Here is an 18,760-nt window from a genome sequence, read left to right as displayed (position 1 = left end):
GGCGCTTATTCAGTCTTCGTAAGGCTGTATGCCGGTGGCGGTCAGCAAATAGGCTGCGTCGCCCAATTCACTACTGAACTTGCTTGCAGTCAGCTCGCCCCACACCCAGTAGGCTTGCATGGCGCCCACTGCAGGCTGGGGTTCACTCAGTTTGACATGAATGATCTGGTTGGCGGGCGGCGGCGGCGTGTGAATGCAGGCGCCGAAATACGGCACCAGCAAAAGCTCGTCCACACCCTTCTCGCTTTGCTCAATCGGGATTGCAAAACCAGGAATGCGCACTTTTTTGCCCGTGTAGGCGGAGTTTACGGGGGCATCGTTCCAGGCCTTGCGCATTTTCTCAAGGGCCTCTTGAGCTTTCGGATCGTTGTCCTGCAGCTCAGCGATATTCATACCGCGAAATGCTGCCATTGGGTCCCAATCGGCGGGCATCAAATTGTCCCACTGCAATTCGGGAAACGCAGGGTCAAATACAGTGGCCTTCTTGCTGCCTTTGTCGGCATTGCCAGTGAGCCGGTCGCCCACAGCGTACTCCCCATCGGTCGCAGCTGTATCGCTTGAAAGTTGGGCCAGCGTTTGCTCCAGTTGGGTAGCGCCTTCCGCGTTTTGAGCGGGTTTGCCCAGAAACCAGGAAGCAAGGCCGTAGCCCAGTGCAGTTAGTACCACCACCGCTACAACCATCACAATTACTTTGCCAATTTTCATGAAAAACACACCTGCGAATAACTTGATTTCGAATCAATTTGTTTTGGGGTTTAATCCGTCTTGCAACTGGTTTCGATAGGCCTGAAATGCGGGCACCAAACCCAGCAAGCTGCCGAACGCCGCAAAAGCAAGCACCGCCAGCAAACCCGCGCCCAGTTCCTGTAGCCCCACCAGTTGTAAACCAAATTGTGCCTGAACCCAGGGGGCAAGTGCAGCACCGCCCAGCGCAAGTACCAATGAGCCCAACGCAACCCCCACCCACATCACCAGGGCACTTTCAAGAAACAACAAACCAAACACCGTGCGGGGCCCGGCACCCGTTGAACGCAACACAGCCATTTCTCGCCTGCGTTGCCCCAAGGTTACCAACATTACACTGGTCAGGCCCAAAGCACTCACCACCGCCACCAATGCAGCCACAAACAACAACACCCGCTCAACCACACCCACGGTTTGCCACAAGGTACTTAAGGCCACACCGGGCAAAATAGCGCTGAGCGCCACATTGGGCCTGCTTTCAAGTTCACGCTGCATGCGAAAAACACCCGCCCGGTTGTTCAAGCCAAGCAGCACAGCGGTAACCGACTTGGGCTGCAAATTAAACTTGGTCACGTATTCAGCAGGAATTTCGGCACCGGGCACAGGAACACCTGCCGCCCAATCCACGTGAATGGCTTCGATACCCGCCAAGCTAATGTGCACGCTTTGATCCACCGGGGTGCCCGTGGGTTGCAACACACCCACCACAGTAAAAGGTTTGTCCGCATGACTCGGCTCAGTCTGCTGAATTTGCATGCCATGGCTTAGTGCAATCCTGTCACCTACCTTGTGCTTTAAGCGCTTGGCTACTTCTGCGCCCAGCACAGCTTCAAACAAAACACCTGCAGGCTTGCCTACGCTGTAGTTTTCAAAGGCCCGGCCCTGTGCAAATTGCAGGTTTTGCCGTGCGCCGTACAAAAACTGATCAAAATAAACGGCCTTGGTGCCCACCACCGCAAAGCCTTGGTAAGAATCACCCAGTGCAATCGGCAAAGCAGACTTCACACGGGGGTCTTGCTCCAGACGTTCGAACTCGGCGTAAGGCACATTGCGCGTGGCTTGGCCAATTCGAAACACGCTGTACAACAAAAGCGAAACCGGGCTTGTTTGCGCCCCAACAATCAAATCTGTGCCTGCCACTGCATTTGAAAAACTGGCTTTGGCGCTTTGGCGGGCCAAATCGATGCCCAATAACAGACAAGTGGACGTGATCACACTGAGCAACAGCAACAAAAGGCTGCCTTTGCGGCTCCAGGCGCTTCGACCGGCCAATAGAAAAAGTGTTTGGATCATGCTTGCCACTGCCCGATGTGCTGGCGTTTTGCGCAGTGCTGCGCCAAACCGGGATCGTGACTGACCAACAACACAGCCGTGTTTTGTTCAGCGGCCTGTGCCAGCAACAATTGAACGAACTGCGCTTGGTGGCCGGCATCCAGTGCGGAGGTGGGTTCGTCGGCGATAATCAAATCGGGCTGACCGATCAAGGCCCTGGCAGCTGCCACACGCTGTTGCTGACCAACCGACAGGGTGGACACGGATTGATTCAGGTATTTGCCCATTCCAAGCGCGTTCAGCAAACTTTCAGCCGATTGCTGCACGGTGCCCGCTTGCATCAAGGCATTTTGTTTGCGGCGCTTTGAGAACTTGCACGGCAAAGTCACGTTGTCCAACACACTCAAATAACTCAACAAGTTGAATTGCTGAAACAGAAAACCAATGTGATCTACCCGAAGTGAATCGCATTGGCTGGCCGACAAAGTGCTTAAATTTTGGCCCATCAAGCTGACATGGCCGCTTTGAGGCAACAACACGCCAGCCATCAAATTCAGCAAGGTGCTTTTACCACTGCCACTGTCGCCCTCCAGAAAAACTGTGTCCCCGGCTTGCATGGAAAACTCAGGGATTTTTAATTCAAACCCGCTGTTGGCGTATTTGAATGCAAGGTTGTTGCAGCGAAGTACTGCCAAGGTCATTGCACCACCAATGTACTCTGCTTGGGAGTAAGGCTTGCACCAATCTGGCCTTTCGGAAACAAGGCCTGCACTTCAATTTTTTCGAAACCGGAAAACTGGCGAAACACACGCACATCGATCACCTTCAGTTTGGCGGGTTGCTCACATTCGAATTCATAGGATGCGCGAAAGTCGGAATGCCCATTGGCGTCATCGTGATGCTGATGATCATCGCCAGGGCCATGGGAGTGTGGATTCAGAATTTCAGAGTACAACTTGTAGCCCGTACGCTTGCACTGCGCCTCAGGTGAAAAGGCAAACAGACCATTGGCTTTCAGCAAGGAAACGACCCGGCGCGCCTTCACCTTTTCCGCATCGGTTTTGGGTGCACGCTCCAAGCCCAACACATTTTCAAGCGGTGAATACAAGCTGATAAACAGGCCGTTGCCATCCTGCACAATTTCCATCTCGCCAAGGCCGTGCACGTGCGCGGCATCGTTGTGTCTGCTATCGGTCTTGGCCTGGTCGTGCGAATGCCCGTCATTGCCATGCGCAAAGGCAGAGGTGCCCAGCAGTGCTGCGATGGCGAGCATGGCAAGCCGAAGGCATCGGGGTTGAACTGCGAACTTTGTCATGAATGTCCCTTCGTTGTATTTCATTGTCTTGCCCAATAGACCAACCACCACGGCAAGAGGTTCCCGAATCAAAACAAGCACCTAAACAGGACCAAACTCCCGCCAAAAGCCCTTGTAAATTGCCTGCTCCGCATCGCCACGCTTTTCAAGCGGGCAAGCCAGGCGAATAATCATTTTGTGTGCAAGTTCATTGTAGGCCTGCCAAAACACCTCGGGTTTTGCGCTGGGCAAATCAACAAATTCCGAGACCTCGATGCGGTCGAAATACTGATCGGCCTCTTCCACCCAACTGGCTGAAACCGTGTTGGCCACCTGCAAGGCAACTTGCTCGGCCCTGGCAGTGTCGGCCTTGAAAGGCAAAATGATTTCAATGGTGTACAGACTGAACTTGCCCAGCATGGACAAATGTTTGATGGTTTGGGTGAGCACCATCGCATTGGGCACCGCAAGCCGTCGCCCGGTGTATTTGCCAGACATACCAATTTCAAACAGCTTGGTGCTGAGCAAATCAATGTCGATTACCCGGCCATTTTGTGTGCCTATTTCAATGTAGTCGCCAATTCGAAATGGCTTGGACAGCGAAATGTTCACATAGCCCAGCAAACTGAGGACCACCTCCTTGCCGGTGATGATCAAGGCACCTGCAATGGCCACCACACTGAGAAAAGCACCGGTGATTTGCGAGGCCCACACCGAAATGAGCAGAAAAAATACGGCCATGCGCACCAGGTTCTTCAAGAACACCAGTTGGGAGCGGGCTTTTTCGGGGTGGTAAGGATGAAGCTTGCGAAGCGACCAGGACAAGGCCCTGTTCACGAAGAAGCCACTGGCCATCAACCCGAAAGTGATGGCCAGCTTGAACAAGAACAATGCAGTGGGGTTTTTGAGAAATTCCATCCCCTTATGGTAACAGGGGCAGACCTCCAATCAAGGGCAAACCACCGCCGGACGTGTTGCCCTCTTGGCAGGCATCGGCGTTTTCATAACTTGAATCGATGACTTGATCGATCCACTGATTGATCAAAGCCACTGCCTCATCATGCACCACACTGCGCGCCAAGGGCGGCATCTTGGCAGCCAGCTCCACCGCCTCGGGGCCCATGCGATAGGGCACAATCGAGTCACTGGACATGGCCGGGTGAATATCGTAAGTGCGGGTTCCCCGCCCTTCCGATCCACTGGCAGTGGGCTTTTTACAAATGCCATAGGTACTGTCCACGGCGCGGAACACATCCACATAGAAGCCGGTGTTGGAGGCCTGCCCGTTGACGTTGTGGCAGTGCGCACAGTTCACTTCCAGGTAGGCCCTTGCCCGCGCCTCGATGTCCCCTTTGGAATTGGCAGGCAAGCCAGAGTCGCCAGGCTTGTTGAATTTTGGAATGTGGTTCACGTTGGTGGCCACTTGACGCTGGTCCAGCTCAAAGCTGCTTGGGCAACCATTCATCAATCCCGTGTCACACATGAACTTCAACTGGTTTTTGCCATTGACCGGATGCTGCGCCTGCCCGGTGAACAAGGGCGACTCGTTCACATAGGCGCGGTTCAAATTGCGCGGCTTGGGACCGATGGGTGCGGAACCGGGATCAACATCGTTGTTGCTGTGGCAAATGGCACACTGACTGGCGTTGGGGAACAAGTACGCGTTGGTGCTGCCCACCTGGCGCTTGCCCGAGTCCACATCCACATAATCCCAATTGGCCGAGGCAGTGCCGCCAAACTGCGTCAATACGGCTTTGCGCTTGCCGTTGCCCGCATCTTGCCAAATGTACTCCAGCGCTTCCCAGTAGTTCTGCCCATCGGTGCGTTGGCGCTTGATCAGCAAACGTGTTTCATAAGGCGTCTCTTTGGCACGCGGCTGATCTACAAATGAGAAAGTTTTGGCAATGATGGTCCCCACCGGGAACTCAATGGTGGAATTCACGCGACTGGCCTCGTCCTCCAGGAAGCGGGCCTGCTTGCCCTCCGGAATGAATATCACCCGATGCTTGATGGAGTAATCGCTAAACAGCTTGCTGTTCAACACATACGGCATGCCCTGCCCGTTCGGTTTGCTGGCCGGGTTCTGGTCATCGGCAAACAGGTTGTACTGAGCCAAATCAGGACAGTTGACTTGTGCAGCCGCCTGGTTCACCACACCTGCTTTCAGGGGCACTTCACAAAGCGCTTTCACAGCCTCGGCAGCGGGCTCCGGTGCAAACTGCCCGCTGGGTACGAAAGGCTCGAATTCAAAGTCGGGCAAACGCGGCAGGTCGGCGCCAAAGCGCGCCATGCAATCGTGTTTACTGATATCAAACTCACTGGGCAACAAGGGAATGCCTGTGGCAATGGATTGAATGTATTCCAGCGACAAGTTGGCCGTGGGGTCATTGGTATTCAGGTCAATGACTGCATCCAGACCACGGGTGCCGTGAAAGTTTGCAAAGGCCAGGCTGTCTGATCCAAAATTGTTGTTGGGGTTGATACAGCTGAACCACCAGGCGGGTACCTTGCGCTGCCCATTCGATTCAAACTTGTATTTGTTGTAACGGCAGCTTGGATTGGGGTTTTGGTTGCCCTGAATTGGCTTGCCATCGGCATCCACAGCCACAGGGTTGCCGTTGCGGTCTTTGGGTAGGTCACAGCTGCGGTTCAAGGTGTCGGTGTAGCCATCCCACACAATGTGTGCGCCACGATAACCACCACCGCCCAGCGCATTTTTCAAACCCACCACCAGCGGAAAGGCACTGCTGATCTGCCCGCCTTGCGTGGCAATAATGCTGGCGAAATCGGGCTGCGGCAAATCATTGCCGTTGTTCTTGAAGGTGTTGTCGAAAATGTTCACTGCTTCGGAATACACATCCATGCGGCGGTCGCCATTCTCGCCCAGCAGATCGTAACTGGTCAAAATAATGCCGGCGGTGCCGTTGTTCTCGAATACGTTGTCGTAAATATCGATCTTGTCGTAAGCCAGGGTAATCAGGCCTGAACCGCGCGGCACGTTGGCCACAATCGAACCTGGCACCGCAAAGTTGTAAGTGTTGTTGTTGCGGGAAATATTGTTGTACACCCTTGAGCGCGAGCCATATTGGGTCAGGTTGTCCAGGTCGTACACCAGGAAACCACCGGAATTGCACTCAGCCAGGTTTTCGGAATATTCGCCGTCCTGAACGTTCTCAATCTCGAATCCGAACACATTGAATGCAGCGCGGCTTTTGCGAATTTTCGCAATATTGGTTTGGCCCACATAAATACCGGCATCGGATGCGCCAATACTTTCAGTTTCCTCGACCAGAATATTGCGGCTTTCAACGGGGTAAATGCCATAACGCCCTGAAGCCGTGCTCACCGTGTAGTCGGGAGAGGTGTTGTCAGTTTCCAAGGGGTTGGGGTTGGCTGGGTTGTGGCGTGCGGGGTCGGTACAGGCCACTTTGATTTCATCGCGAAAGTTGGCAGCAGTAATGGGGCGTTCTTCAGGCAGCTTGCGGCCGCTACTCCAAATGGCACGCACTTTCTTCAACGTACCGTGGTTCACGCCCTTCATTTTGAACGCGTCCCCAGGAGAGTCGCCAATCGTCAGGTTGCGCACGGTAATGCCGCGCACATTCGAGGCCAGAAAACCCTCTTGCGAAGTGCTTTCACGAAACGACAGGAAGGTTTCATCCATGCCGCAGCCCTCAATAATCACATCCTCAGTGGTTGTAATCTGAATGCCGGTTTTCAAATCAAAAAAGCCGCAATCAAACCTCAGAATGTCTTTGGGCTTGAGCTGCACCATGGCCTTGACCATTTCTTCCGTGGCATTGGGGCCTGGCTGAATCAAAAATACCCGGCCAGTGGATTCCGCCGGGTTAATGACCGAACCACCGCCAGCGGTATTTGTGGGGTCGTCCCCGCCTGACGACAGACAAGCGCCAAGCACCAAAGTGGACAGGGAAAGGAGTACTGCTTGCAGTGCACGTTTGGAGTGAGCCACGTCCAACCTCGATCTTGTTATATGCATATGAGAAAAAACTGCTTGCCTGTACCTGTTACCACGCTAGAATCAAAGTGGATTGCGCCTTGTGTCGGCTAATTGACACTGCATGCGTGATGATTCATATTCGATCCACACTACCTACAAAAGCATTCACTCATATAAGAATTGGAGGGACAGCAATGACTGACTTACAACAACGCGCCAAAAGGCTGCTGATGGCAGCCACGCTGGCAGGCAGCGGCCTGCTGTTGGGCACTGGTGCCATCGCCAGTGAATTGACACCCGAGAAAAAACTGCAAGCCGCCAGCCTGGCCGCGACATGTGCGAACTGCCACGGCACCAACGGCCAAGGTGTTGAAGGAAGCGCCGTGACCGGTCTTGCCAACCTGAGTGTTGAATACATTAAAACCAACATGATCTGGTTTAAAACCGGGCAGCGCCCCGCCACCGTGATGCATCAACTTGCCAAAGGTTACACCGACGAGCAAATCGACATCATCGCCAACTACCTCGGCAAAAAAGACTAAGGAGCGCACCATGCAAAGACGACAATTTTTACAAACCAGCGCATTGGCCACGGCCTTGTTGGGCGGCATGCCCCTGTCAGCCACAGCAAAAAGCGCCAAAGGCAAAGTGGTGGTGATTGGTGGCGGTTACGGTGGTGCCACGGCGGCAAAATACCTTCGCATGCTTTCCGGCAACCAGCTCGATGTCACCTTGGTTGAACCCAATTCAACTTTCGTTTCCTGCCCGATGAGTAATCTGGTGGTGGGCGGTATTCGGAAGATCAACGAAATCAGCACCCCCTACACTGGCCTTACCCGCAACCACGGCGTGAAAATGGTGAAGGATTATGTCACTGCCATTGACGTTGAAAAACGCACTGTAAAACTGAAAAACGGCAAAACCCTGCCCTACGACAAACTGGTGTTATCACCGGGCATTGATTTGCAACTGGACAAAATTGAGGGCCTTGCAGCAGCCAACGCCAGCGGCCAAATTTTGCAAGCCTGGAAAGCCGGCCCTGAAACCGTGGGTTTGCGCAAGCAACTTGAAGCCATGCCCGATGGCGGCACCTATATTTTAAATGTGCCGCTGGCCCCCTACCGCTGCCCACCCGGCCCTTATGAGCGCGCCAGCATGGTGGCCAACTACTTCAAACAGTACAAACCAAAATCCAAAGTGCTGCTGCTGGATGCGAATGCCGACGTAACCTCGAAAGGCAAGTTGTTCAAGGGCGTGTGGGAAAGCGAGTACAAAGGCATACTGGAATATCGCCCCAACATGAAGGTCACCGGCGTGGATGGCGCAACAAAAACAGTGCGTTTCGAATTTGAAGAACCCATCAAAGGCGATGTACTAAACATTTTGCCCGACCAGCGCGCAGGCAAACTGGCAGTCGATTCAGGCATTGCCAACCTGAACAACCGTTGGGCCGAGGTCAACTACATGACATTCGAATCCACTGTTGCGCCCAATGTGCATGTGATCGGCGACTCGGTACAAGGCGCGCCCCTGATGCCCAAAAGTGGCCACATGGCCAACAGCCAGGCCAAAGTGGTTGCGGCGGCCATTGTGGCGCAAATGAGTGGTTGGGAACCCAATGCCACTCCGTTGACCAACAACACCTGCTACAGCTACGTGACCACCAGCAACGTGATTCATGTGGCCAGCGTGCATGTGTACAACGCCGAGAAGAAAACCTTCCTGACCGTGGAAGGCTCAGGCGGTGTGTCCGCAGCCCCCAATGAACTGGAAGGTACTTATGCCTGGAATTGGGCCCAGAATATTTGGGCAGACACACTGGTTTAAAAGTAACAGCGCAATAAACTAGCGCTGCTGAAAACTGGCCCGCATCTGGTTGATTTTGGTATCCAGACTGCGGGCTTTCTGTTCCAGTTCCCCGGTTTCCCGAAACAAATCTGCCGCAGTGCGCTGAAGCGCCGAAACAGTTTTTTCCGCCTTGCTTCGCTCACTGGACGACAAAGCCTTGTTGTCTGCCCTGCTCCGGTTCTGTGTAATTTGCTCCGTCAGGGCCTTGGATTGCTCGCGCTTGTCCTGTAGCTGGCGCTCCACCTCGTTGCGCTCCCGCTGCACGTTGTAAACAGCCTGGCCCTCCTTGTAACCCACACGAACCCTTGGATAAGTTTTCTCATTGCACTGGTCCGGGTAAGCCGCCCCCTTGGAACCCAGATCAAAACCCGTGTTCACCGTGCAATAGTTCTTCAAGCCCTGCTCGAAACCCTTGTTGTACTCCTCCAGGTTCACCGTTACCTTGGCCTCGGCACAGGCCGCACGGTGTTCTGCCACCCGGGCCTGGGTATAACCTTGCGATGCATCAGTAAAACCAATCTCGCGCCAATTGGCCACCAGGCATTCTTCCTTGCTCAGGGTGGCACACCCACTGGCGCCAAGAAGTATCAGCACCGCCGACAACAATCTCCCACTCATTGCTCACCTCATCTTGTTTTTTTCATGACAAATCTATACCACGCCCAACAAACAGCCGTCTGTAGTCTGAGTGGACTAAGTTGATACAAGGGACAGGGCGGTATGTTTATTGCATTCAACATTTCTGCAACAAGTGCTCAATTGCGATGCTTTTCTGCCGTTAATTCAATTGTAGTGAATGCGCATACAAGCGTAATTTAAATAAAACGAGCCAGCACACCTTAAGCATTTCAAAAGGGGACAACCAATGGCCGCTCAAACACCTGTATCCAGCCACTCCAAATTGGGCGTGGCCGAAGTCGCCAAACTCGCCGCCCGCGAAGGTTACCTGTTTGGCTTAAGCTTTCTGTTTCGCCAACGCGTAGCGCAATTCGTGCCGGAATTCAGCCCAAACTTCCACAATCGTCAACTGCCCATCGTGTTCATGGTGCCGGGCTATATGGAAAAACCAGGCTGTTTTGCCACCCTGTATGAGGAACTGCTTTGGAGCGGCGTGCGTGTGGCCTTGTATCAGCCGCGCTACGTACTGGCCTCGGTACACGAGATGGCTCGAGATTTTGGGCACTACATGGACACAGTTCTGGAACAAGCCGAATGCGAAGGGGCCAATACCTACCTGCTGGGGCATTCCATGGGTGGGCTGATCGTGCGCAAAGCCATGAGCACCCGTTGGCACAGCCACACCCAGGTGCAACACCTGTTCACACTGGCCTCGCCCAACAATGGCACCCGTATGGCTCATCTGGGTGTGGGCGACTGTGCGGTGGACATGCTACCCAACAGCGACTTTCTGAACCAGTTGAACGTGGAAGACGACGCTCACCGGCAAAAAATGAGCAGCGTAATCGCGATTCCGGATGCACTGATTTTGCATCACCGATTTGCCCATTTGGAAGGTGCGGCAAATCACGTGATTGACCGCACGGGCCACATGGCTTTGCTGGATGAACCAAGACTGATTGAACTGTTGAAACGAAAAATGCAGGGGCAAAACCCGCATCAATTGTTGGGTGCCTGATTCGCCAGGGCGATCAGCTGCGCTTGCTGACCGATTTGAAATACAACTCGGACTGCATTTCACGCACATGCACACTGATTTGGGTTTGTGGGCCGTCTGTTTGAAGGCATGTTCTTTCAAGTACCTTGAGCAACACCTGCCCCAAGTGTTCCTGCACGGTGAATTCTCGACCACTGAGTAACTCGACCGTGGCTGCAACAAAAGCATGGTCACCGCTTTCAGCCGCAGCCACACCCATGCGGTAAGAACGCAAACCGTGAATTCGGGTCTTGATGTCGGCATCCATGAAAATACCGAGCCCCATCAAGGCTTTATTCACTTGGAGCAGCACCCAGGACTCATCCAGACTGTGCAAGTTGTCACTGTATTCAATCGTAATGTGGGGCATGTAGAAAGCCTGTGTATGTGACAAAACCGTGAAAGTTCATGGTTTTGTCTAGTATAAATTACCTACAAAACTGCTTGTCGTTCCTAAACCTAAGCGCGAGAATGTTCACATTGAGCGCTGTAACAGTGTTCAACCTCATGTCTCCTCTTCTCCGCAAGCGAGAAAGGTTAAGCCGGCTTCTCACGAAGTCGGCTTTTTTTATCCTGCGTTCGTACTTTGGGCAATGTGCGACTCGATCAAGCCGGCGAGCACTTCAGGCTGATCGTGATGAACCATGTGTCCAGCATGGTCAACGACCACATGCCTCCAGTTGGGCACGCAGTTGAACCGGGTACGGAACGCATCAAAATCAACGGGCTCACCGGCGCGGCTCAACCACATGCCTGCCTCGGTCTGTTTGGCTTCGACATGCAACACCGGCGCTGCAATATTGCTCCAACAGGCTTGCGCCTCTGCCAACCTGTAACCAATTGGATTCATGATTTTGTGCGCAGCATCGCCCAGCAAGCTGTAACCGTCATTCCCCACCCGGCTCCAGAACTGCGCCAAATACATGGCCTTCTCGTCGCTCAGCCGGTGGTTGGTTTTCTGCAAACGCCTGGCCACTGCCTCCAGGCTGCTGTAAGTGCGCAGTTCTTTGGGTGTTTTAATTTCATCGAGCCAATTGGAATAGCGCTTGGGTGCTTTTTCAGGCGGTGAATCGAGCATGCCAAAACCTTCCAGATTCACCACACTGCGAATGCGCTGTGGTCGAACACCTGCATACATCATGGCAATGTTTCCACCCATGCTATGCCCGACAAGGTTCACTGGCTTTGTGGGCGAGAGGTGATCCAGCAAAGCGTCCAGATCGGCCAGATAATCCGGAAACCAGTAAGAGCGAATGCCGGGCGAGCCGTCGGCTACCGGCCAATCACTCAAACCAAACCCCCGCCAGTCCGGAGCGACAACACGGTATTCCTGTTTCAATGCATCCACAACAAACTGGTAGCTTGCTCCCACATCCATCCAGCCGTGAACCATCACCAGCAAAGGCGCATCTTCCGGGCCCCAGCAATGCAGGTGGGTGCGCAGACCGCGCAAGTCCAGGTAGTGCGATTCGTGGGTTTTCAAGGGTATGTAGCTGTTCACTGATTATTCTCTTTTTGGTTTTTTCGATTCTGTTGATTTGCCAAGGCTTGCTCAAAAGTAGTCAACACCTGGCTTGGCATTGGCACGACTTTGCTCAGGTTGTAATTGAAAAATACAAAACCCGACTTGGCCAATGCAATTAATCGACCATCCGCAGGGCGTGTGATTCTAAAAACAATATCGCAACCGTATTTGTTGAAATCCATCAACCCCACCTCAAACAAAAGCTGATCCCTTGCATGCGCTTCGCTTCTGTACATGGTGGCCAGGTCGGTCACAATGATGCCGGTTTTGTCCTCGGACAGTTCAGGCACCCCCATCTGAAACAAGAAGCGCGCACGTGCCTCCGAGATCATGGAAATCATGGAATCGTTGGCAAGGTGGTTACCCGCATTGATGTCCGTGATTCGAACCGTCAAGGTTGTGCTGAAAACAAAGTTTTCATCCGGGAAGTCCAGTTGAAGGCGCGCCATGAATCAACAATCAGTGTGAGGTGAGTGTTCAAAGTGTATGCGATATGCCCCCGACTTGAATTTGACACCATGCTCTAAACGGGAAAGAAAAACTGTCGAATTCGAATTTTCAACATATCATTCATCAAAACTTAATAAAACTGGAGACTTGCATGCCCAAACTGGACCCCGCATTGATCGACGCACTAGGTGAGCCCATGCCCGAGCTGGAGCAGCTCAGTACCGCCAGTCAAAAGAAACTGGCCGCCGACCTGGCCGCTGCACACCAAGCCCACGACGCATTCCTGAAGCAAAGCATGGACAACGCGCTGGAGCACATTCCCCGCCTGTTGCGTGGCACCGTTAAGAAAATTCTGGGACTGTAAATCATGGACAGAAACACTGAACTACGCCGTTTGGCACAAGCACTGCACAAATCTGCCGATGAACTGGCCTACCTGGACAAACTGGATGCTTTGGCTTTACAAAAATTGCGAACCAATTTCCAGAACAGCCTGTTGAACAAGTTCGGCCCGGTATTCGAGCGGATTGCAGGTGCAGGCAAACTGGCACCCGACTCCATCAGTGCCACACTGTGTACCAAGGTGTTTGGCCCTGCCATCACTGCGAATATGTCGTACTTCACGCCCATGAGCAAGGCGATCAGCCTGTGCAAACTGTTTGATGCCGACTTCATGGCTGAAGTGGCACGCGAGCAGATTCCTGAGCGGGCAGTGGATATGCTCTCGGATCTGCCGGTTGAGCAATTGAAGAAAGTTGCTGCCAAACTGGTCGAGCATGGTGACTTTCATGTACTGGGCGGTTTTACGGATTACATTCCTGAGAAGAAAGCCATCGAGATCATGGAAGTGATCAAAGACCCGGCTGCCAACCTGCACATTTCGTTTTATGCACAACGCAAGGACCGCATTGCCAAGCTGGCCAACATGCTGAACGACGAAAAATTGATTGAACTGATTGCCGCTGCGTTTTCAGATGAAAACCTGTTGGTTGAAGTCGGTTTGATTACCGCCGAAATGGACGACAAAGCACAAGTTCGAATGGCCAAGCTCACCGACAAGGTGAACAAAGCCTATCGCAACCTGGCCAGGACCAAAGCAGATGAACTGGGTTATGCGGATCGAATGAAGGCCTATTTCGCGGCCTGAGACCCAAGATCTATAACAATTGTAAACGAGGCGATTAAACCACTGTAATCAGCAGATGATCGACTGATTGGCAAGACTACTCTGAGCGCAAAGTAATGAGCCTTGCCCACCATGTCCTCAAACAAAACATTTGCCAACTGTAGCAACAAGCAATCCTCACTTGGGTTGTTGCCTTGGCTAATTGGTGTGGCTCTCAGCGCTTGCGTGTTGAGTCTGGTGCTGTTCAATTCCATCCAACAGCAAAGTGAGGCTCAACGCGTCAAAGCAGAGGTGCGCTACTCGCTGGACCACCACGCCAACAAGCTCGACAAGATTGTGGGCAAAGCCAGCGCCAATCTGCATTCAATCGAAGTGTTTGTGCGGCAAACCCCAGAGTTAAATCAAGCCAGTTTCGAGCAGTTTTCCTCGCTGTTGTCAGTCGAAAACCCGGCCATTCGCAGTCTGCAATACGCACCGAAAGGAATTCTTACATTCCTGACCAACCCTGCTTTGAACCAAAGTGCAATTGGCCTGAATCTTTACAAAGCCCCACTGACCGCGCCGTATCTTGAAGAGGCCGCATTAACAGGCAAAACCATCATGGAAGGACCGCGCGAACTGGTTCAAGGTGGTCATGCACTGATTCTTCGATACCCTGTTTACCGCCAACGCAACCCCGACAGCAATCGCGACTTGATGGGTTTTGCCGCAGTATTAATCGATTTTGAATACGTCAAACAAAAGGTAATTGAGCCACTGGAACAACAGGGGCTGATTGTACGTATTCAACAAAAAAGCCCCATGCATGCCAACTGGGTACCCATCCACGGCAACCCCGATTCCCAATTAATCGACCCTATCTCATCGACTGTTTTTTTTCCGTATGGCGAATGGTCCATTGAGGTGGCGCCAAAACAAGGGTGGAGCCCCACGGTTGGCATTCACCCGTTTCTTGTTCTGCTTGCAGTGATCACCATGGCCATTGTGGTCTGGATGTCCTTGCACGAATACCGCTCACGCAAAGCCATGCAGGCTGCCTATGAATCGGCAAAATCGGCCAATGAATTAAAAGACAGACTGATTGCCAATGTGTCGCATGAAATACGGACTCCGCTGACCTCGATCAACAGCATTGCAATGATGCTGGATGCGCCAACGTACTCCACCGAAGTGCAAGACTTGGGCAAGGCCATTAAACAATCCAGTGAAGCAGTCAATGTGATTGTGAATGACCTTCTGGATCTGTCCAAAATTCGGCAGGGATACTTTCGACTCAACGACAGCAATTTTCAGCTGGCCACCCTGATCGACAACACGGCAAACATGCTGCAACAGCAATGGCTTCAGAAACCAGGTGTAGAGCCGATTCTTCTCGAACCACCGTCCAGCCGAACCAGTTACCTGGGTGACAGAGGCCGAATTGAACAGGTGGTGCAGAACCTGATTTCCAATGCATTCAAGTTCACGATGTTTGGCAGTGTCACGGTACGATTCCAGGTTGTGACAGAAAGCCGGGAACGGGACCAACTTGTTGTCGAAGTATCCGACACAGGTGTGGGCATTCCTCAAAGCGACATTGAACGGATATTTGATGCGTTTTACCAAGTTGATTCATCACTTCAAAAGCGCTACAACGGCGCCGGGCTAGGCCTTGCAATCTGCCGACAAATTATCGAGGTGATGGGAGGAACCATACAGGTTCGCAGCAAACCCAATCTTGGCACCCAATTTGAGTTTCGCTTGCCACTTGCACACGGAGAGCTGAAGCAAGACCAAACAGATTCTGAGAACCATGCAGCCAACCGGATGTTGCTTCACGTGGGGGACATGGCTTTGGACCCGCAACTTGCGACAACACTTGAACCAGACTGGCAAGTCCGTTTTCTCCACCGCGACATCACCAGCGAAAAAGTTTTGCCCATACACGACAATGCCCGCGTATTGCTGGACATCCCCGAGCCGCTGGGTGCAGACAAAATGAACTGGCTAAGCCAGTTTCTGGACAGACAACAACATTTGGCCCAACACATCGTGTGGCTTGGCAAAGATTTGCCAGCGATCGCCCAGAAACACAATATTCGCCAGTTGATGAAACCGTTGACACGAAAACGTTTGAGCCGTGTCTATGAAAATGAGAGGGAAGAACAAACGTCTTTTCCTGAGCAAACAGGTGCGACACCACTGCGCCTGCTGTTGGCCGAGGACAACGCCTTGAATGCCAAGGTTTTCAAGAAACTGCTGGAGAATCGGGGTGTTGCGGTGACCTGCGTTTACAACGGGGCTGACGCCCTGGCTTTGCTCACCAGCGGAAACGCACATTTTGATGCTGTGCTGATGGATCTGCAAATGCCGGTCATGGACGGCCTGGAAGCAACACGACTGATCCGCCGGCATGAGGAACTGCAAGGGTTGCTGGTCTATGCGGTTTCAGGCCATGTCAGCAGCAGTATGAGAAACGAATGCCTCAACATTGGTTTCACCAATTTCATCACCAAGCCATTTGATCCGGACATGTTGATCGACGACATTCACGCCCGATTGAAAGAATCAGGCCGATCACATTGAGATGCAAAACATGAAACAATTTTCCGGGAACTGGGTTTACGCGGTTGTGGTGTGTGTGCTCGGCGCAGGCCTTAGCACTGCAATCGGCATTACCCTGCAAAACAATGCCCTTGAAAACCAGCGTATTGCTTTTGAACACTTGCTGGACAGGCGAACGGACGAACTTCAGCGAACCGTGAATGAATACAAGCTGAGCCTTTTGAACACCGCCACATTCATCACCGCCTTTGGCCAGGAAGAATTGACGCCATCGCGATTTAGCGACTACGTCACTGGCCTGAAACTAAAGCAAAACTTTCCAGGCGCACTTGGTCTGGGATTTGCCCGGAAAGTACCCCTCAAAGAGGAGCCCGCATTTCTTCGGGAAATGCAGGCAAAAGGACTGCAAGATTTTCAGATCCGTTTTATCAGCCCCTCTTCGCAAGACCGTTTCGTGATGCAGTACATTGAACCAGCCAAGGAAAACTACTCGGCACAGGGTCTCGATTTGGGCTCCGAAAACATTCGTCGAGAAAACTGCCTCAGTGCCTTTTCAAGAGCCGGACTGGCCGTATCAAAGCCCATCACCATGATTCAGAACGCCGATGTTGGGCGTATGGGGTTCACGATGCTGATGCCAGTGTTCAACAAGCCCATACCATCGAGTGATCTTGGTGTGCGCTACAAGGAATTGCTGGGTTGGGTGTCTTTTCCAATTTCAATCGACCGCTTTCTGAAACCCTGGATGGCACAGGAGCCCGATTTACAAGTGCGAATTTTCGTACTCGAAGAAGCCGACAAGCCGATGCTTTTTTTCGACAATGTTGAACCAAAAAATGTCTCCCTGTTTCCACACACAGCAGTAACGCGAGATGTACAACTGGGCAACCGCAGCTGGCGGCTGGAGTACTGGCCTGTAAATCCGGCAAAAAGCAGCGGACACAATCCAGTTTACCTAGCCTGGATTTTGCTCGGTATTTCACTCAGTGTTTTTGCTGCATTCAAACTGAAAAAGGCCATGGATACTCACGACACCCTGACCTTGCATCAACACATGGTAAACAACTCATCCGAAGCCCTGATTGCCGAGGACTCTCTTGGAAGAATTCTGGTGTGGAACCGCGCTGCAGAGGAGTTATTCGGACTGGACCGGGCCAGTGTTCTGTACGATCAAGAACAAAACCTGACAGTGCCGGAAGAACTACGCTCCTCCGAAAAACGACTCCACCAACGCGCAGCGCAGGGGGAGACACTGAAAAACATTCAAACCCTGCGAACGAATGATTCTGCGCAGCGAATTCACCTGCGTATGAATTTGTCCCCGATCTACAGCCGGGATAAAAAGTTGATTGGTTTCAGCAAGTCATTCCGCGATGAGACTGAAGCGCGCATGCTCTGGAAAGACATGCACTCACTGGAAGAGCTGATCGCACACGCACCCGATGGCGTAATTACACTGGATGAATCACGCCGGATAAAACTGGCCAACCCGGCAGCCCTGTTGTTATTGCAGGGAATGAATGTGAAATCAACCCTGACTGGACAGAAAATTACCGATTTGCTGGCGCCCAACGTGTTGGTTGAGTTTGAACAGGAAGTACTGCACCCCCTTTACAAGAACAGAAAGGTTGAGGTGTTGTTCAACTGGCCGGTTCCCGGGCACATTGAACAAACACCGCTGCTTTTCAGGGGATTTGTTTTGAACTACCCAGACCTTGGCGAATCGGTTTGGGCATTACGTTTCGAAAAAAGCAACAAACCGTACACACAAGTTAATTAATTTATACATTTTAAATCAGTAACTTAAGAATATAGAAATACAACTCTAACTTTAGTTATTGATTTTAAGTGCACAACTGTACACAATACTAACCATGCAAACACAACACAGTTTGCAGGGTTAAAGCGAAAGCCCTGATTTCGCATCCAAAGTAAAAGGGATACCAAAATGAAAAACTTTATCGACTCCGTAGTTCGCACTCCTGGCATGTTGTTCATGGCAATGTTGACCACCGGCTTCACAATCAACGCTGGTGTTCAGTACCTCAACGGCACCAACCTTGAAGGCCCGAATTTGCTGGCCGCTGGTTGCCTGGTTGTAGGTCAGCTTGCCTTGGCGGTGGTTCACCAAATGCGCCGCTTCGGTCAGGACAACAAACTGACTTTGCAATAATGAGTTTGGTGATGACGCGGCAAGGGTTTTTGCTTTAAAGCACAGCAAGCAACCCTGCCGCCCTCGCCACAATCTCGATTTCCTCGCAATTCCTCTCCCCTCGCTGTCACAATCCAGTCTTAAATCTGTCAAACGCTGGCAACACTGCCGCAACACACTGCTCGCATTG

18 protein-coding genes are annotated in these 18,760 nt (G+C 52.3%); 8 read left to right on the top strand and 10 right to left on the bottom strand.

Annotation, left to right across the window (positions count from 1 at the left end; all coding sequences use genetic code 11):
* Nucleotides 1–9: 9 nt before the first annotated feature.
* From BSZ31_RS09515 to BSZ31_RS09490, 6 genes are all read right to left on the bottom strand, one after another.
* Complete coding sequence (locus BSZ31_RS09515) at nt 10–705, bottom strand: DUF3299 domain-containing protein (RefSeq protein WP_105028556.1); 696 nt, start codon at nt 703–705, stop codon at nt 10–12.
* A 33-nt stretch (nt 706–738) separates the two neighbouring features.
* A complete protein-coding gene (locus BSZ31_RS09510; protein ID WP_105029820.1) occupies nt 739–2,037 on the bottom strand; it encodes an ABC transporter permease in 1,299 nt (432 codons plus the stop codon).
* Nucleotides 2,034–2,717, bottom strand: a complete 684-nt coding sequence (locus BSZ31_RS09505; RefSeq protein ID WP_105028555.1) for an ABC transporter ATP-binding protein — start codon at nt 2,715–2,717, stop codon at nt 2,034–2,036. The genes BSZ31_RS09510 and BSZ31_RS09505 overlap by 4 nt, the downstream gene beginning before the upstream one ends.
* Entirely contained in the window at nt 2,714–3,331 is a 618-nt protein-coding gene (locus BSZ31_RS09500) for a DUF2796 domain-containing protein (RefSeq protein WP_168426922.1), read from the bottom strand. Before BSZ31_RS09500 ends, BSZ31_RS09505 begins: the two co-directional genes overlap by 4 nt.
* Before the next feature lie 81 nt (nt 3,332–3,412).
* Nucleotides 3,413–4,228, bottom strand: coding sequence for a mechanosensitive ion channel family protein (locus tag BSZ31_RS09495; protein ID WP_105028553.1), 816 nt, complete (start codon nt 4,226–4,228; stop codon nt 3,413–3,415).
* 4 nt (nt 4,229–4,232) lie between these two features.
* Nucleotides 4,233–7,283 carry a parallel beta-helix domain-containing protein gene (locus BSZ31_RS09490; RefSeq protein ID WP_206018585.1) on the bottom strand — a complete coding sequence of 1,017 codons (3,051 nt, stop codon included), beginning with the start codon at nt 7,281–7,283 and terminating at the stop codon, nt 4,233–4,235.
* Nucleotides 7,284–7,465: 182 nt separating this feature from the next.
* On the opposite strand from BSZ31_RS09490, the gene BSZ31_RS09485 reads away from it, so the two are divergent.
* Both BSZ31_RS09485 and BSZ31_RS09480 read left to right on the top strand, forming a co-directional pair.
* On the top strand, nt 7,466–7,813 hold the full coding sequence (locus tag BSZ31_RS09485; RefSeq protein WP_240605682.1) for a c-type cytochrome: 348 nt from the start codon (nt 7,466–7,468) through the stop codon (nt 7,811–7,813).
* Nucleotides 7,814–7,823: 10 nt separating this feature from the next.
* Nucleotides 7,824–9,098, top strand: a complete 1,275-nt coding sequence (locus tag BSZ31_RS09480) for an NAD(P)/FAD-dependent oxidoreductase (RefSeq protein ID WP_168426921.1) — start codon at nt 7,824–7,826, stop codon at nt 9,096–9,098.
* 18 nt (nt 9,099–9,116) lie between these two features.
* Here the strand turns inward: BSZ31_RS09480 and BSZ31_RS09475 are convergent, their stop codons facing one another.
* Nucleotides 9,117–9,737, bottom strand: a complete 621-nt coding sequence (locus BSZ31_RS09475) for a DUF2799 domain-containing protein (protein WP_105028550.1) — start codon at nt 9,735–9,737, stop codon at nt 9,117–9,119.
* Nucleotides 9,738–9,984: 247 nt separating this feature from the next.
* Here BSZ31_RS09475 and BSZ31_RS09470 point away from each other — a divergent pair, with 247 nt between their 5' ends.
* The gene (locus tag BSZ31_RS09470; protein WP_105028549.1) at nt 9,985–10,755 is read left to right on the top strand and encodes a triacylglycerol lipase; all 771 of its coding nucleotides are present in this window, start codon (nt 9,985–9,987) and stop codon (nt 10,753–10,755) included.
* Nucleotides 10,756–10,768: 13 nt separating this feature from the next.
* Here the strand turns inward: BSZ31_RS09470 and BSZ31_RS09465 are convergent, their stop codons facing one another.
* From BSZ31_RS09465 to BSZ31_RS09455, 3 genes are all read right to left on the bottom strand, one after another.
* On the bottom strand, nt 10,769–11,143 hold the full coding sequence (locus tag BSZ31_RS09465) for a 5-carboxymethyl-2-hydroxymuconate Delta-isomerase (protein ID WP_105028548.1): 375 nt from the start codon (nt 11,141–11,143) through the stop codon (nt 10,769–10,771).
* Nucleotides 11,144–11,341: 198 nt separating this feature from the next.
* Nucleotides 11,342–12,274, bottom strand: a complete 933-nt coding sequence (locus tag BSZ31_RS09460) for an alpha/beta fold hydrolase (RefSeq protein WP_105028547.1) — start codon at nt 12,272–12,274, stop codon at nt 11,342–11,344.
* Nucleotides 12,271–12,747, bottom strand: a complete 477-nt coding sequence (locus tag BSZ31_RS09455; protein WP_105028546.1) for a thioesterase family protein — start codon at nt 12,745–12,747, stop codon at nt 12,271–12,273. Before BSZ31_RS09455 ends, BSZ31_RS09460 begins: the two co-directional genes overlap by 4 nt.
* 152 nt (nt 12,748–12,899) lie before the next feature.
* Here BSZ31_RS09455 and BSZ31_RS09450 point away from each other — a divergent pair, with 152 nt between their 5' ends.
* The 5 genes from BSZ31_RS09450 (at nt 12,900) to BSZ31_RS09430 (ending at nt 18,591) form a co-directional block, all read left to right on the top strand.
* Entirely contained in the window at nt 12,900–13,112 is a 213-nt protein-coding gene (locus BSZ31_RS09450; RefSeq protein WP_105028545.1) for a hypothetical protein, read from the top strand.
* Nucleotides 13,113–13,115: 3 nt separating this feature from the next.
* A complete protein-coding gene (locus BSZ31_RS09445) occupies nt 13,116–13,895 on the top strand; it encodes a hypothetical protein (protein WP_105028544.1) in 780 nt (259 codons plus the stop codon).
* A 111-nt stretch (nt 13,896–14,006) separates the two neighbouring features.
* Nucleotides 14,007–16,439 carry an ATP-binding protein gene (locus BSZ31_RS09440; RefSeq protein WP_105028543.1) on the top strand — a complete coding sequence of 811 codons (2,433 nt, stop codon included), beginning with the start codon at nt 14,007–14,009 and terminating at the stop codon, nt 16,437–16,439.
* A gap of 10 nt (nt 16,440–16,449) precedes the next feature.
* A complete protein-coding gene (locus BSZ31_RS09435; RefSeq protein ID WP_168426920.1) occupies nt 16,450–18,198 on the top strand; it encodes a CHASE domain-containing protein in 1,749 nt (582 codons plus the stop codon).
* Between the two features lie 168 nt (nt 18,199–18,366).
* A complete protein-coding gene (locus BSZ31_RS09430; protein WP_105028541.1) occupies nt 18,367–18,591 on the top strand; it encodes a hypothetical protein in 225 nt (74 codons plus the stop codon).
* Nucleotides 18,592–18,760 lie beyond the last annotated feature (169 nt).

Origin of the sequence: Limnobacter sp. SAORIC-690, from assembly GCF_002954425.1 — a bacterium.
Taxonomy (GTDB): Bacteria; Pseudomonadota; Gammaproteobacteria; order Burkholderiales; family Burkholderiaceae_B; genus Limnobacter; species Limnobacter profundi.
This window is presented reverse-complemented; position numbering and strand designations above follow the sequence as displayed.